General features: G+C 69.1%; 11 protein-coding genes. 4 read left to right on the top strand and 7 right to left on the bottom strand.

Annotated features, from left to right (window positions below; translation table 11 throughout):
* Positions 1-19: 19 nt before the first annotated feature.
* The gene (locus tag AC1DEL_RS01835; protein ID WP_477125047.1) at positions 20-970 is read left to right on the top strand and encodes a LysR substrate-binding domain-containing protein; all 951 of its coding nucleotides are present in this window, start codon (positions 20-22) and stop codon (positions 968-970) included.
* Here AC1DEL_RS01835 and AC1DEL_RS01830 read toward each other — a convergent pair.
* On the bottom strand, positions 929-1,219 hold the full coding sequence (locus AC1DEL_RS01830) for a DUF2917 domain-containing protein (RefSeq protein ID WP_477125048.1): 291 nt from the start codon (positions 1,217-1,219) through the stop codon (positions 929-931). The genes AC1DEL_RS01835 and AC1DEL_RS01830 overlap by 42 nt on opposite strands.
* Before the next feature lie 187 nt (positions 1,220-1,406).
* Here AC1DEL_RS01830 and AC1DEL_RS01825 point away from each other — a divergent pair, with 187 nt between their 5' ends.
* On the top strand, positions 1,407-1,817 hold the full coding sequence (locus AC1DEL_RS01825; protein ID WP_477125049.1) for a hypothetical protein: 411 nt from the start codon (positions 1,407-1,409) through the stop codon (positions 1,815-1,817).
* Here AC1DEL_RS01825 and AC1DEL_RS01820 read toward each other — a convergent pair.
* From AC1DEL_RS01820 to AC1DEL_RS01800, 5 genes are all read right to left on the bottom strand, one after another.
* Complete coding sequence (locus tag AC1DEL_RS01820) at positions 1,812-3,440, bottom strand: phospholipase D family protein (RefSeq protein ID WP_477125144.1); 1,629 nt, start codon at positions 3,438-3,440, stop codon at positions 1,812-1,814. The genes AC1DEL_RS01825 and AC1DEL_RS01820 overlap by 6 nt on opposite strands.
* 99 nt (positions 3,441-3,539) lie before the next feature.
* The gene (locus AC1DEL_RS01815) at positions 3,540-4,370 is read right to left on the bottom strand and encodes a mechanosensitive ion channel domain-containing protein (protein ID WP_092293656.1); all 831 of its coding nucleotides are present in this window, start codon (positions 4,368-4,370) and stop codon (positions 3,540-3,542) included.
* A 181-nt stretch (positions 4,371-4,551) separates the two neighbouring features.
* On the bottom strand, positions 4,552-6,000 hold the full coding sequence (locus AC1DEL_RS01810) for an efflux transporter outer membrane subunit (RefSeq protein ID WP_441644934.1): 1,449 nt from the start codon (positions 5,998-6,000) through the stop codon (positions 4,552-4,554).
* Between the two features lie 25 nt (positions 6,001-6,025).
* Complete coding sequence (locus tag AC1DEL_RS01805; protein ID WP_477125050.1) at positions 6,026-7,633, bottom strand: MDR family MFS transporter; 1,608 nt, start codon at positions 7,631-7,633, stop codon at positions 6,026-6,028.
* The gene (locus AC1DEL_RS01800; RefSeq protein WP_092293662.1) at positions 7,626-8,783 is read right to left on the bottom strand and encodes an HlyD family secretion protein; all 1,158 of its coding nucleotides are present in this window, start codon (positions 8,781-8,783) and stop codon (positions 7,626-7,628) included. Before AC1DEL_RS01800 ends, AC1DEL_RS01805 begins: the two co-directional genes overlap by 8 nt.
* Positions 8,784-8,896: 113 nt before the next feature.
* On the opposite strand from AC1DEL_RS01800, the gene AC1DEL_RS01795 reads away from it, so the two are divergent.
* Both AC1DEL_RS01795 and AC1DEL_RS01790 read left to right on the top strand, forming a co-directional pair.
* Positions 8,897-9,613, top strand: coding sequence for a CerR family C-terminal domain-containing protein (locus AC1DEL_RS01795; protein ID WP_477125051.1), 717 nt, complete (start codon positions 8,897-8,899; stop codon positions 9,611-9,613).
* A gap of 416 nt (positions 9,614-10,029) precedes the next feature.
* On the top strand, positions 10,030-10,500 hold the full coding sequence (locus AC1DEL_RS01790; protein WP_441591309.1) for a copper resistance protein CopQ: 471 nt from the start codon (positions 10,030-10,032) through the stop codon (positions 10,498-10,500).
* Positions 10,501-10,751: 251 nt separating this feature from the next.
* Here AC1DEL_RS01790 and AC1DEL_RS01785 read toward each other — a convergent pair whose 3' ends face one another.
* Positions 10,752-15,110, bottom strand: a complete 4,359-nt coding sequence (locus AC1DEL_RS01785) for a response regulator (RefSeq protein ID WP_477125052.1) — start codon at positions 15,108-15,110, stop codon at positions 10,752-10,754.
* Between the last annotated feature and the right edge of the window lie 109 nt (positions 15,111-15,219).

The raw sequence follows: 15,219 nt of genomic DNA, 5'->3' as shown, positions 1-15,219 counted from the left end.
CTTCCCCACCCATCCCGCCATGTCCGTCCCGCTCGCCCGGCTGTTCCCGCTCGATCTGCTCAAGGGCTTCGTGGCCGTGGGCCGGCGCATGAGCATCACCCAGGCAGCGGACGACCTGTGCCTGACGCAGTCCGCCGTCAGCCGGCAGATCCGCGCGCTGGAAGACCACCTCCAGGTTCGGCTGTTCGTGCGCCAGCATCGCGGCGTGGCCTTCACGCTCGAAGGCGAGCGGCTGTTCCGCAGCGCCGATGGTGCCGTGCAGCAACTCCAGGACGTGGCCGGCGAACTGCGCAAGCGCGATGGCCGCCAGCCGGTGACCGTGACGGCCAGCATCGGCGTGGCGGGGCTGTGGCTGCTGCCGCGCCTGGGCAGCCTGCAGCGCGCCCATCCGCAGTTGGACGTGCGGCTCTCCGCCAGCAACCAGATCAGCGACCTGCGCGCGGACGGCATCGACCTCGCCATCCGCTATTGCCGCGAGGCCGACGCCCCGGCGGACGCGATCCGCCTGTTCGACGAGACCATCGCCCCGGTCGCCCATCCCTCGCTCGGCGCGCACCGGCTGACCGCCGTGGAAGACCTCGCCCAGTTGCCCCTGCTGGAATTCGATGACCCGCGCCCGTGGCTGCACTGGCGCAGCTGGCTCGGCGCGCACGGCTACCGGCAGGCCAGCCGGCGCGGCATCCTGCGATTCAACCAATATGACCAGATGATTCACGCGGCGCTGGCCGGCCAGGGCGTGGCTCTCGGGCGGCTGGAACTGATCCAGCCGCTGATCGCGGGCGGGCAACTGGCGGTCGTCGATATGCCCGGCGCCGCGCTGGCCAGCCCCAACGCCTTCTGGCTGATCCACGCCACCGACCACCCACGCGAAGACGTGGCGCGCGTGGCCGCCTGGATTCGCGCCGAGGCGGCCCGGGTGGCGCCCGCCTCAGCGCAGCGGCAGGCTGTGCCAGCGCCACCGGGGCCGTAACGGCTGCATCGGCGGGGCAGTCACCCGGCACACGGTCACGGCGCCATGGCCCAGCGCGGTCAGGAAATAGGTGGCGTCCTCGGTCACGCGGTGCCGCTGGCCAGCCGTCAGCACGATATCCGGCGAGCGCCGCGGCCGGGCGCCTTCCAGCGTCAGCCACAGCGTGCCCCCGGCGCAGGCCAGTTCGGCCCCGGCGCGCAAGGCCATGGGCAGGCARTCATTCTCGATCATCAGGGTGTAGGTCATCATGGGCTCCGGCAACGCTTTTATCGTCGCCGACCGGCCGGGCCGGTGCCATGAGGGTTGCGGCGCGCTGGCATGACTTTCGCGCCGACTTTTACGCTGACTTTCGCGCACCGGCTGTCAACTTCCGGCTGGAGATGCCGATAGAATGCGGTGTCGGCGCGCATTCCGCGCCGTCTTGCCACCGATTGCCATGGACCCGATTTCGTTCGAATTTGTCACCGTCGAGGAAGCCAGGAAGATTCTCGACGGCGAGGTGCCGACTACCGGCACCGTGGACTGGCGCGACGCCCGCCAGCCGCCGGACCCGGCCACGCAGGCGCTGACGCCCGCCGCGCTGAAGTGGCTCGCGCAGCTACCGCGCGAGGTGCGCCCCTTCGAGCTGTTCCACACCTATCCGCGCATCGCCAACCAGCTTGCCGCGCTGGCTGGCCAGCAGGGCTACCCCACCCCGGTCACGCTCTTCCTGGCCGACCTGCTGATCGACAAGCGCGGGGGCCGGCAAGGCTTTCCGGGCGGCATCGCCCCGGAACTGTCGCGGCTGCAGGAGCACCTGCTCCAGTCCGCCGACCCGCCCGGCGCCGATCCCACCCTAGCCCTATAGCTGATCCTCCACCGGCAGCACGCGCAGGATGCCGATGCCCATGTGCTGCCACACGCTCATGCCGGGCTCGCTGTCCACGGTGGAGAGCTGCCCCTTCTCGCGCGTGGTCCAGGTCATGGACTCCCCGCCGCCCTCGCTCTTGCGCAGTTCCACCTTGTAGGCGATGTCGAGCAGCCCGTCATCCATGCTCTTGACCAGCCGTTCGGCCAGCGCGGGGCTGTCCAGCACCACGCCCATCTCCGTATTGAGCTTGATCGAGCGCGGATCCAGGTTCAGGGAGCCGATGAACAGCAGCCGCCGGTCCACCACATAGGTCTTGGCGTGCAGGCTGGCGCGGCTGGAGGCGAACATCCGGCTCTTGCGCGCCTGGCTGCGCGCCAGTTCGGCGTTGGCGGTGGGCTTCAGTTCATAGAGGTCGATGCCGGCCCGCAGCAGCGCCTTGCGCCGCGGCGCGTAGCCGGCGTGCACGGCGGCCACGTCCGTGGCGGCGAACGAGTTGGTCAGCACGCGGATCTTCACCCCCCGCTTGGCGATGCCGGCCAGCCAGGCCATGTTCTCGTCGTCGGGCACGAAATAGGGCGACACCAGCACCAGCTCGCGCTCCGCCTTTTCCATCATCGCGCGCAACTGCGGAATGGCGTGGGAGGTGGGGTCGTCGGGGTCTTCCTCCACCTTTTCGGCCTTGTCCGAGATGACGCGCGCCCCGCCCCAGTAGCCGGGCAGATGGCCCAGCTCGATGCCGCGCACCAGCCCCGAGTCAAGCAGCTCCTGCACGAACTCGCTGGCGCGCACCTGGTCTCCGCGCGCCTCGATGGCCTTGCGGAAGGCCCGCAACTCGTCCGGCGCCTCCTTGCCCTCGGGCACCAGCGTGGCCACCGGGTAGGCGCTCTCGCTGTTCCAGTATTCGTCGAACACGGCGCTCGCGGCCGGCACGGCGGGGCCGGCCACCATCACGTCCAGATCGCTGAAATCCATGTCCGGCTTGGCCGAGAAATAGGCGTCGCCGATATTGCGCCCGCCGACGATGGTGACGAGGTTATCCACCGTCATCTGCTTGTTGTGCATGCGGCGGTTAAGCCGGCCGAAATCAAACGCCAGTTCGAACCAGCGCGCGCGGCGGCTGGCGAACGGGTTGAAGATGCGCACTTCGATATTGGGATGGGAATCGACCGCCGCCCAGGTCTTGTCCTGCTTCTCGGTGTGGATGTCATCCATCAGGATGCGCACGCGCACGCCCCGGTCGGCCGCGTCGATCAGGTCGCCCATCAGCACGCTGCCGGTTTGGTCGATGTCGAAGATGTAGTACTGGATGTCCAGCGTCTTCTGGGCGGCTCGCGCCAGCGCCATGCGGGCGGCCAGCGCGTCCGGCCCGGCGCCGAGCGGGTAGAAGACCGACTTTCCGGGGTTCTGCGCCAGCCGGGGCGCCAGGGTGCGGGCCAGCAGCGTGCCGCTGGTGTCCTTGGCCGCGTAGCTGGGGGTGCGGCCGGCATTGGCAGGCAGGCTGGCGCAGCCGGCCAGCACGGCCAGGCAGAACGAGGCCAGCAGCAGCGCCGCCAGCGAGCGGCCGCGCCGCCAGCCGGTCCAGTCCGGCCCGCCCACCCCGTCCATCCAGAGCCTCAGCATCGGCGCCATGGTCCGCTCTCCTAGAAGATCCCCGTCAGGCCATCTTGCTGCATTGCGGGATCGGCTCTGCGTCCGATCCCTTTTCATCTTCCTTCCACCTTATACCGCCGCCTCCGCCTGCGGGAGGGTGCACGCGCGGTAGTAGCCGCGCACGATCTGCTGGGCCACCGGCAGGCGCGCGCTCACGGGCACCGGGAACCGTACGATGGCGTCCACCCGCTCCGCGTCCACGGGATCGAACAGCACGCGCGGCTCGAACTGCGACAGGTCCACGAAGCGCATGTCGCCGTAGCGGCGCAGCGTGCGGCCGGCCTCTTCCATGAACGGCTCGCACGCCTGGCGCGCCACGGCCAGCAGCTGCGCCTCCACCACGTCCGGGTCCATGCCCACCGCCAGCGGAATGCGCACCATGTCCAGCGTGTACTTGCCGGCCTGCGAATGGTTGCGCACGGCCGTGGTCATCAGCAGGCTGTTCGGCACCTGCACCGTGAAACCCGTGTACTGGCGCGTGGGCGCCACCTCCACCAGCGTGGTCGACATGACATCCATGTCGATGACCTCCCCGCCGAACGGCCCGATCTCGACCAGATCGCCCAGCTGGTAGGGGCGCGTGATCATTCGCATGAACGCGCCCAGGAAACACATCACCAGTTCCTTGCCGACCAGGATCAGGGCCGCCGCGAACGCCGCCAGCGAAATGGCCACGCTCTTCAGCTCCGACACCCAGATGCCGAGCAACAGCAGGAACATCACCGCCGCCACCACGTTGCGCGACGCCACGGTCCAGGCGCGATAGGCGCCCCGGTTGTCCGCCTGCAGCCGCCCCGAGAAGAAGCGGTTGATCAGCTTGACCACCAGCGTGCCGGCCAGGACCACCACCATGCTGGCAACCACGTTGATCAGGAGACTGTCGTTGGCGTTGAAGTGCATGGGGGCGTCCGGGGCACGCGCCGATGGGGTCTGTAACACATTGTTGCAAACCGCGGCGCGGGGGCGGCGCCAGCTAATCCGATGCCGATGCCGCCCACCCGGATTCTATCCACACGCCACTGTGCCGGGCGCGCGATGGCGCCGACAGGGGTCGGCGTCTGGTTTGCGTGTAGGCGTTTTCTTAGGTGCGCCAGCCCAGTCCGAGCGCCTTCTGCAGCGAGACGTAGTCCTTGAGCAGGTTGGCATCGCCCGAAATCCGGTCCTGCTGGGCCACCACGCGGGTGCGCTCCACGTCCAGCCATTCGAGCATGCTGGCGGTGCCCGCCCGGTAGCGCTGCTGCTGGAGCGTGGAGGCGCGCTCGGCGGACGCCTCCACGCGGCGCAGCACCACCACGTTGTCGCGCTGGTGCCCGTAGCGGGAGAGCGCCACGTCGGCGTCGCGCAGCGCCTTGAGCACCACGCTTTCGTAGCTGGCCTCGGCCTCGTCCCGGCCGGCCTCGGCGTTATCGACACTCGCCGCCACCCGGCCAAAATCGAGGATGTTCCATTGCAGGCGCGGCAGCGTCAGCCACGTGCCGTTCTCCTTGCGGACGAGGTGGCCGGGGTCCATCGCACTGAAGCCGAGCGAGCCCAGCAGCGATACCTTCGGGAACCAGTCCGCCTTGCGCTCGCCGATCTGCGCCGTGCGCGAGGCCAGCCGGCGTTCGGCCACGCGGATGTCCGGCCGGGCCTTGAGCAGCGTGGCGGGATCGCCCACGGCCACGGTCTCCGGCAGCACCGGCAGGTCGCGCGAGGGACCCAGCGCGGTGTCGAGCGTGCCGGGCGGGCGGCCGGTCAGCAGTGCAAGTTGATCGAACGATTCGATCAAACCCGCTTCCACCGGCGCGATGCGGGCGCGCGTGTTCTCCAGTTGCGTCAGCAGCCGTTCCACTTCCAGTTCGGAGGCCACGCCGCGCGCGCGGCGCTGGCGGGTCAGGTCGAGCATGTCGGCTTCCAGCGTCTCCGACGCGCGCAGATGGGCCAGGCTGGCCTGCTGCTCGCGCAGCGTGACGTAGGCCTGCGCCACTTCGGCGGCCAGTTGCACGTGGGCGTCGGCCAGATCGGCATCGGCGGCCTCGGCCTCGGCGGATGCCGCTTCGATGGCGCGGCGCGTGCCGCCGAACAGGTCGAGTTCCCAACTGGCATCGAACCCGGCAATATAGAGCGACAGCGGCCCCCGGCCGCCGCCACCCCCACCTTCCCCGCCGAACGAGGCGAGGTCCGGCTCGCGCGTGCGCAGCATGGCGGCGCTGGCGTTCACCTTCGGCATCAGGTTGGCGCGATTGCCGGCCAGCCCGGCGCGGGCTTGCCGCACGCGGGCGCGCGAGGCGCGGATGTCCGGGCTGTCACGCAGCGCGGTTTCGATCAGGTTGGCCAGCAGCGGGTCGCCCAGCGCGCGCCACCAGTCGGCCACGTCAGGCTGGCGAGCCTCGGCCAGTTTCGGTGCGTGCGGGAAGGTGCCGGCCGCCACCGCATTGCCGGCCACTTCCGGGGCGGTGCGGTAGTCGGGGCCCACGGTGCAGCCGGCGGCGGCCAGGGCGGCAACAAGGAGAATCAGCGCCGGCCGGGCGGCGCGAAGGGGTGCGTACATATTAGGTACCGCTTTATTTATCGATTTAGTGACCGGCTTCGACCGGGGCTGCGCCCGGACGAGGCGCCTTCAGCAGCAGCGCCAGCGGCACGCAGCACAGCAGCGCCAGCCCGAGGGCGTAGAAGGTTTCCGAGAACGTCATCACCGCAGCCTGCCGGGCGATCTCGCCGGACAACTGCGCCACGGCCTGCAGGCTGGCGTGGGCGTAGTCGCCGCCCTGCGCCACGAAGCTGGCGATGCTGGCGGACATATGCTCCTGCCCGATCGAACTATTGGCCGTGACCGATTCGCGGATCACCGCGTCGTGGTAGGCGTTGCGGCGGTCGATCAGCGTGCCGAGCAGCGCCAGCCCGATCGAGCCGCCCAGGTTGCGGGCCATGTTGTAGAGCCCGGCGGCATCGCCAGCCTCATGGGTGGCCACGGCCGCCATCGACGCCTGATTCAGCGGCATCATCGCCAAAATCTGCCCGAAGCCGCGCAGGATCTGCGACAGCGTGAAGTCATGCCCCACGCTGTCCGTCGTCAGGCTGATGTCGAGCATGCAGCTGCCGAAGAAGCACACCAGCCCGGTGATGACCAGCCAGCGGCTGTCCACCTTGCCGAGCAGGCGCGGCAGCACCGGCATCATCAGGAACGCCGGCAGCCCGGACAGCAGCATGATCCCGCCGGCCTGCTCGGCGTTGTAGCCGGCAATCGTCGCCAGGAACTGCGGCAGCAGGTAGGACACGCCGTACAGCCCCGCCCCGACCACCGAGACGATCAGAATCACGCTCGCGTAATTCTTGTTCAGCAGCAGGCGCAGCCGCACGATGGGCGTCTTGGCCGTGAACTGGGCGACGAACATCATCCCCAGCCCGATGGCCGACAGCGCGGAGAGGTAGACGATAGTCGCCGACTCGAACCACTGCTCGCGCTGGCCCTCCTCAAGCACCACGGTCAGCGAACTGAGGCCGATGGCCAGCCCGATAATGCCGAGCCAGTCCGCCTTGATGAACGCCGACAGGTCCGCGCGTTCCTGCTTGAGCCCGAAGTACAGCAGCGGCACCAGCACGGCGGTCACCGGCAGGTTCAGGAAGAAACACCAGCGCCAGTTCACGTTCTCGGCCAGCCAGCCGCCCACCACGGGGCCCAGCAGCGGCCCGAGCAGCACGATCAGGCCGAACATCGACATGCCGATCGGCATCTGGTGGCGCGGCAGCCGGGTGCGGACGATGGTCTGCGCGGTGGGGATCATCGCCCCGCCGGCAAAGCCCTGGCCGATCCGGCCGATGACCATCTCCGGCAGCGAATGGGACATGCCGCACATCATCGAGAACGCCGTGAACAGCAGCGCGTTCCACATCAGGAAGCGGCGCAGCCCGAACACCCGCGTCAGCCACGCGGTGAGCGGGATGATGACGATCTCGGCCATCAGGTAGCCGGTGGAGACCCACGTGCCCTCGGTGCCGGCCGCGCCGATCTGGCCCTGGATCTGTGGCAGCGCCGAGTTGGTGATGGAGATGTCGAGCGTGGCCAGCAGCGCGCCGAGCGAGCCGGCGGCCACGGCGATCCAGTCGGCGGCGGTGGCGTTGGCGGGCTTGTCGTTCGGTGGCGTGGCGGGGGCAGCCCCGGCGGGGAGCGCCGCTTCAGCCATGGCGGGCCTCGCCGGCGCGGGCTTGCACCGGATGCATGTCGCGCGTATCGACATCCACCACCACGGAGAGGCCCGGCATCAGCACCGCGCGCGCCTCCGGCGTCACATCGACATGAATCCGCACCGGCACGCGCTGGACGATCTTGGTGAAGTTGCCGGTGGCGTTCTGCGCCGGCAGCAGCGCGAACTGCGAGCCGGTGCCGGGCGAGAGGCTGTCCACCACGCCGTGGAGGTCTTCACCGGGCAGTGCATCCACGTGCAGCGTCACGCGCTGGCCGGGACGCATGCGCCCGACCTGCGTTTCCTTGAAATTGGCGGTCAGGTAGAGGTCCTGCACCGGCACCACGGTCAGCAGGCGCGTGCCGGGCTGGGCGAACTGGCCCACGCGCACGCCCTTGTCGGCCACGCGGCCGGCGTTGGTGGCGCGAACCACGGTGTCGTCCAGGTCGAGCCGGGCCTGCCGCGCGCTGGCCTGTCCCACCTCCAGTTGCGCCTGCGCCTGCTGGAGCCGCGCCTGCAGCGTCACCACCTGGCTCTGCTCCACGCGCAGCGCGGCCTCGTTGGCAGCCAGCGTGGTACCGGCGCGGGTCTGGGCGTTGCGCAGTTCGGCGGTGCGTTCCTCGGTCTCGGCACCGGACTTCACCAGCGGCGCGTAGCGCTCCACCTGCGAGGCGGCGTAGCGGGCGTTGGCGCGCGCGCCTTCCACCTCGGCGCCGGCCTGGGCGATGCGGGCCTTCTGCTGGGCGAGGTCGGCCTCGGCCCGCGCCACGTCCGCCTGGCGCGAGGCCACGGTGGCCTGCGCCTCATCGAAGGCAGCCTGGTACTGGCGATTGTCCAGCCGCACCAGCGCCTGGCCGGCGATGACCTGCTGGTTGTCGCGCACGAAGACTTCGGCCACGTAGCCGCTCACCTTCGGCGCCACCGTCACGCTGTCCGCCTGGAGGTAGGCATCGTCGGTGCTTTCGATAAAGCGGCCTACCAGCCACCAGCGCACACCGAACACCACGGCGGCCAGCAGCGCGAGCGCGCCCAGGGCGAGCAGCACGGTGCGGCGGCGGGAGACGGCACGCGGCTTGCGCGTGGAAGATCCAGTGGATGCAGGGAGGCCGGCAGCCGGATGGGCGGCGGCAGAAGATTGGGGGGCGGACATGGGGGCGCGGGGCTTCGACAGCACTATTGAGGGCGATCGCGCAATTATTCCACTTGGAATAAATGTGTCAACTGATATATTTCTGCCTGCCCACGGACTGAGGAAAACGCAACATGGCCCGACACAAGCCCGCAACCGAAGGCGGCTACCAGCGCGGCGAGGAAACGCGCGCGCGGATCATCGACGCCGCGCTGCGGCTCTTTGGCGCGCACGGTTTCGACGGGGCCTCCACGCGCGACATCGCCCGCGAGGCCGGGGTCAACGCGCCCGCGCTCCAGTACTACTTCGACAATAAGGAAGGCGTGTACCTGGCGTGCATCGACTACTTCGTGGACCGCGCCTGGGGCCTGCTGGCCGATGTGGTGATCGCCGCCGAGGCCGTCGTGGCCCGTCCGGACGCCACCGACGCCGAGTTGATCGATGCCTACCTGGGCCTGCAACTGCGCTTCACCACCTTCCTGCATGAATGCCCGGACACCGACCACTGGCGCCAGTTCATGGCGCGCGAGCGCGCCGGGCTCGGGCCGCCGGCCGCGTTCGAGCGCATCGACGCGGGCATCAACCGCCGCATTTTCGCGGTGACGTCGCAGGTGATCGGGCGCCTGACCGGTCAGCCGGCCACGGACGAGGCGACGCGCATCCGCACCATCGCCATCGACAGCCAGGTGGCGGCCTTCAAGGTCATGCGCCGCCACGTGCTCAAGGCGCTGCACTGGGAGTCCTTTGGTGAAGCCGAGACCGCCCGGGTGCAGGAAGTGATCCGCGAGCAGACGCAAACGTTGTTCGAAGCGCTCGTTGCGCAGCGCAATGCAAAGGATCTACGAGGCTAGAGCGTTTACTCTAATCCTCGACGTGGCAGGACGGAACCTTTATGGTTATGTATAAAAATCAATGACTTAGATCGTCACACCATCCAGCCTGCCGGGGCAAATCGCCCACTTTTCGAAGGAAATACGATGGCGCGGCGCAAAAAGTCCTTGCTTGTCTATCTAGTAGTAGATAATATTCGAGCCATGGACAGCGCTGCATCACCCGGCAAACAGAAACAAGCCCCGCGATGCAGTCCCCGTCCACGCAGTACAAGTAGTCGATCAGTACCGGAAGGCGGTCTTTTTTTTAGCGCTGAATATCTACCTACCAGTAGATAGCAACCAAGAAAAAACCCCGCCACAACGCAGTACCGACGGCCCCGCGATCCACCTCCAACCGAGATCGCCCGGCCCAAACGAAGACAAGGAGCCACACCATGAACGCCAAGACCATCCTTACCGCCGCCGCCCTCGCCGCCGCCTTCGTCACTGGCGCTGCGCAAGCCGCTCCCGCCAACAAGACCGGCGAAGTCTACGGTTACAGCTACCGCGTGAACGACGCCCGCAACGCCTTCACCGATGGCGCCCGCGCCAGCGGCGTGAACGAACCGCGCAACCCGTATGTCGATGGTGCCCGCGTTGGCAAGGCTGACCCGTTCACCGACGGTGCCCGCACCGTTGCCGGCCTGGATCGTACCGGTGTCTCGGCCAGCCCGGCCCGCACCGCCGACCCGTACCTGGACGGCGCCCGCCAAGGCAAGTTCGACACGTTCAGCGAAGGCGCCCGCACGGTAGCCGGCCTGGATCGTACCGGTGTCTCGGCCAGCCCGGCCCGCACCGCTGATCCGTACCTGGATGGCGCCCGCCAAGGCAAGTTCGACCCGTTCACCGAAGGCGCCAACGCCTGAGTCCCGCCCGATGACGGCGGATTGGAAGTACGTCAGACAAACGGAGCAGTAGCCTCGGGGCTCCCCGAGGCGGGCTCCGGGTTGTCATTCCTGGAGTCCATCATGACTTTCCGTAACAGTGCAGTACTCGTAGGCGGCTGGGTGGCCGTCGTCGTGGCGAGCGGTTCCGCCGCCGCCGTGGTCGCGCAGACGCTGATCTGAGCGCCAGCGTGATTTGCTCCCCTCTCCCTCTGGGAGAGGGGAAAAAGGCATCAGCCCTGCAAGACGCCGAGAAATGCCGGCAGCGCGTAGGGCTTGCGCAGCGTGACCGCGTTTGGCAAGGCGGCACGCTGCACGGGCGTGAGCACCACGTCGTAGCCGCTCACGAAGATCACCCGCAGCGCCGGTTGCAGCCGGCAGGCATCCATCGCCAGGTCCACGCCCGAGGCGCCGGACAGGCCCACATCGGTCAGCAGCACATCGACCGGCCCTTCGCGCAGCACGGCCATCGCTTCGGCATCGGTGCTCGCTTCCACCACACTTAGTCCGAACGTCCGCATCAGCTCCGCGGTGCTGGCGCGCACCAGCGCGTCGTCCTCGACGAAGAGGATGCGTTGCGGTGCCAGTTGCACCACGGGTGGCATCTCCGGCATCGCCAGTTCCGGCGAAGCCAGTGCCTCCGCCGGCGCCGGCCCCAGTTCGGCCCCGCCGCTCACCAGCACGTGGCGCACCTTGCGCGCGAGCGCTTCGCGCGTGTACGGCTTGCTGAGCAGTTCGATGCCCTCGTCGAGCCGCCCGCTGTGGACGATGGCGTTGTCCGTATAGCCCGAGGTGAACAGCACCGCGATGCCGGGCAGCCGCTCGCGCACCTTGCGCGCCATTTCCGTGCTGCGCAGCGGGCCGGGCATGACCACGTCGCTGAACAGCAGGTCCACCGGCACGCCGCTTTCGACGATGGCCAGCGCGCTCAGCGCGTCGCGCGCCTTCAGCACGCGGTAGCCCAGGCTGGCCAGCATCTCCACCACGGTCGCGCGGACGTCCTCGTCATCCTCCACCACCAGCACGGTCTCCGTGCCGCCGCCCGCCGGGCCGGCCTCGACATCGGTCTCGAGGTCTTCCTCCTCGCGCACGCGCGGCAGGTAAAGCCGCACCGTGGTGCCCTGCCCCGACTCGCTGTAGATCTTCACATGCCCGCCGGACTGCCTGACGAAGCCGTACACCATGCTCAGGCCCAGCCCGGTGCCCTGCCCCTCGGGTTTGGTGGTGAAGAACGGCTCGAACACCTGCGCCTGGATCTCGGGCGACATGCCCGTGCCGGTATCGGTCACCGCCACCATCACATACTGGCCGCGCGCCACGTCGGCATTGCGGCGCGCGTAGTCATCGTCAAGCACCGCGTTGCCGGCCTCGATGGTCAGCCGGCCGTGGCCGCTCATCGCGTCCCGCGCGTTGATCGCCAGGTTCAGCAGCGCGTTTTCCACCTGGAACGGGTCCACCAGCGTATTCCACAGGCCGCCCGCCACCACGGTCTCGATCTCGATGCCATCGCCGAGCGCCCGCCGCAGCATGTCGTCCAGCCCGCGGATAAAGCGGCCCAGGTTCACCACCTTCGGCGCCAGCGGCTGGCGCCGGCCGAAGGCCAGCAGTTGGGACGCCAGCTTGGCCCCGCGCGCCACCCCGGCCAGCGCGTTGCGCACGCGTGCCTCGGGGCGCTCGTTGCCGGACACATCGCGCGCCAGCAGTTGCAGGTTGCCGCCAATCACCTGGAGCAGGTTGTTGAAGTCGTGCGCCACGCCGCCGGTCAGCTTGCCGATGGCTTCCATCTTCTGCGCCATGCGCAGCGCCTCGTCGGCATGGCGCAGCGCCTCGGCCGCTTCCTTGTCGCTGGTGACGTCGCGGCCCACGCCGTGGATGCGGCCCGTGGCGGGGTCCACCGTGAGCGTCCACGCCACCCAGCGCAGCCCGCCATCGGCCCGCGCCATGCGGCATTCGTAGCGCACCGCCGTGCCATCGTGGCGCAGCGCGATCATCTGCTCGGTCACGGCCACGAGGTCGTCCGGGTGGACGAAAGCCATGCACGAGCGGCCCAGCAGCGCGCTGTCCGCATAGCCGAGCGTGCGCCGCCAGGACGGGCTGAAGCGCTCCAGCACGCCGTCGAAGCTGGCCACCATCAACAGGTCTTCGCTCAGTTCCCAGAGGCGGTCCCGGTCTGCCACGGTCTCCGCTACGCGGCGTTCGAGCGAGTCGTTCAGCTCGCGCAGCGCCTCCTGCGCCCGGGTGCGCATGGCGATTTCCTCGCGCAGGCGGCGTTCGGTGGTGCGGCGCAGGTGCGACAACTGGAGATTGCTGGCCACACGCGCCAGCAACTCGCGCGAGGTGAACGGCTTGGTCAGGTAGTCGTCCGCGCCGGTGGCCAGGCCGCTGACGCGCGCTTCCTCGCCCGCGCGGGCGGAGAGCAGCACCACGGGGGTCTCGCGCAGCGCCGCGTCGGCGCGCACGGCCTGCACCAGGCCGAAGCCGTCCAGGCGCGGCATCATCACGTCCGAGACGATCAGATCCGGCGCGCGCGTGCGGGCCATGTCCAGCGCCTCCTGGCCATCGGCGGCCACCTCCACCGTGTGGCCGGCCCCGCCCAGGATGCGGCGCATGTATTCGCGCAGGTCGGCGTTGTCATCGACGATCATCACATGTCCGCGCACCGCGCCGGGCACCGCTTCCTGCGGGGGGGTGAGCATGGCGAGCGCCGCAGCCGGCATCACCTCCGCCTCGGGGGTCCAGCGCCGCGCGGCTTCCACGTAGGCCAGCGCCTGCTGGCTGGCGTGGGTCGACAGGTTTGACGCAGCCCCGGGCGCGGCGGGCTGCGGCGCGGCCGCCCGGGCCGTGCGCGGCAGGGTGACCACGAAGCGCGTGCCTTCGCCCAGCTCGCTTTCCACGCGGATCACGCCGTCGTGCAGGCGCACCAGTTCCAGTACCAGCGCCAGGCCGATGCCGCTGCCCTCGATCGACCGGCCCACCGCGCCGGACACCCGGTGGAAACGCTCGAACAGCCGGGGCAGCTCATCGCCCGCAATGCCGATGCCGGTGTCGCGGATGCTCAGTTCCACGCCGCCGTCCTCCGCCTCGCGCACCGCCACCGCAATCGCCCCGGTGTAGGTGAACTTGAACGCGTTGGAGAGCAGGTTCAGGACGATGGTCTCCCACATGTCGCGGTCCACCGCCACCGGGAAGCCCAGCGGCGCGCATTCCACCACCAGCTGCAGGCCGGCGCCCTCGATGGCCGAGCGGAACAGCGAGGCCAGTTCGGCCGTGAACGCGGGCAGGTCGGTGGGCTGGGGATGCTTCTGCACCCGGCCGGCCTCGATCCGCGAGAAATCGAGCAGTGCATTGACCAGTTTCAGCAGCCGCAGGCCGTTGCGGTGGGTGATCTCCACCAACTGGCGATCGGCGTCGTCAGGGCTGGCGGTCTCGTCCGCACGGTTCAGCAGTTCCTCGAGCGGCCCGAGCATCAGCGTCAGCGGCGTGCGGAACTCATGGCTGATATTCGAGAAGAAGGTGGTCTTGGCGCGGTCGATCTCGGCCAGCGCCTCGGCGCGGCGGCGCTCTTCCTCGTAGGCGTGCGCGTAGCTGATGGCCTGGCCGATCTGGCCCGCCACGAGGTCGAGGAAGGCGCGGTAGCGGTCGCCAAACAGCCGGCACGGGTTCAGGCCCACCACCAGCACGCCGCTGCGCGTGGTCTCGCCCGAAGGCGTGACCGGCACCACGGCCGCGTGGCGCGGCGTGAACTGCCAGGCGCCGCCGGGCAGCGTCGCCCCCCCGAAGCGCGTGGACAGGTCTTCCACCAGCATCACCTCGCCCTGCGCCAGCACCTCGGCAAACGGCCAGGGGCCGCCGCCGGTGCGGATCTCGGCCGGCGCGGCCGGGTGGCCCACCTCGATGCCATGGTGGCCGCACAGCGTGGCCGTGCCGGCGCCGCGCTCGCCCAGATAGAGCAGCGCGAAGGGAATGTCATAGGGATTGGCGCCCAGCGCGCGCAGGCTCAGCGCGCAGGCTTCGTCCCAGGAACGGGCATTGGTGGCCGACGAGGCCAGTTCGCGCAGCAGCTTCAGCTGGCGCTCGGCCACCACGCGCTCGGTGTCGTCGCTGTTGGCGCAGATGATGCCGCCCGTGCCGCCGTGGTCGTCGGGCACAGGGCTGTAGGAGAAGGTGTAGTAGGTCTCCTCCGGGTAGCCGTTGCGCTCCATGATGAGCAGCTTCTGCTCGACGAAGCTGCCCTCGCTGCCCTCCATGGCCGTGGTCAGCATCGGCCCGATCTCGTGCCAGATCTCGCTCCAGACGCGCTCGGTCGGCTCGCCCAGCGACGCCGGATGCTTGCCGCCGATGATCGCCTTGTACGGGTCGTTATAGAAGAAGCGCAGATCGGCGCCCCAGCCCACCCAGATCGGCTGGCGGGACGTCAGCATGATGCGGATGGCCGTCTTCAGGCTTTGCGGCCACGTCTCGGGCGTGCCCAGCGGCGTGCGCGACCAGTCGAAGTCGCGGATCAGTGCGCCCATCTCCCCGCCACCCGCGAGGAAGGCAGGGGCGATGCCCTCGGCATGCAGCGGCGGCACATTGCCCACCGTGTTCTTCATGGAACCTCCGGATTCCGGCATGTATCTTTTTCTTCACTTTCTCGGCATGCGCCGCATGGTGCATTGTCAGCGTGCGGGCGCTTCTATAGTCTGCCGGGAAACACTGCGT

The sequence above is a fragment of the Cupriavidus sp. 10L43_2 genome (genome assembly GCF_056395265.1).
This window is presented reverse-complemented; position numbering and strand designations above follow the sequence as displayed.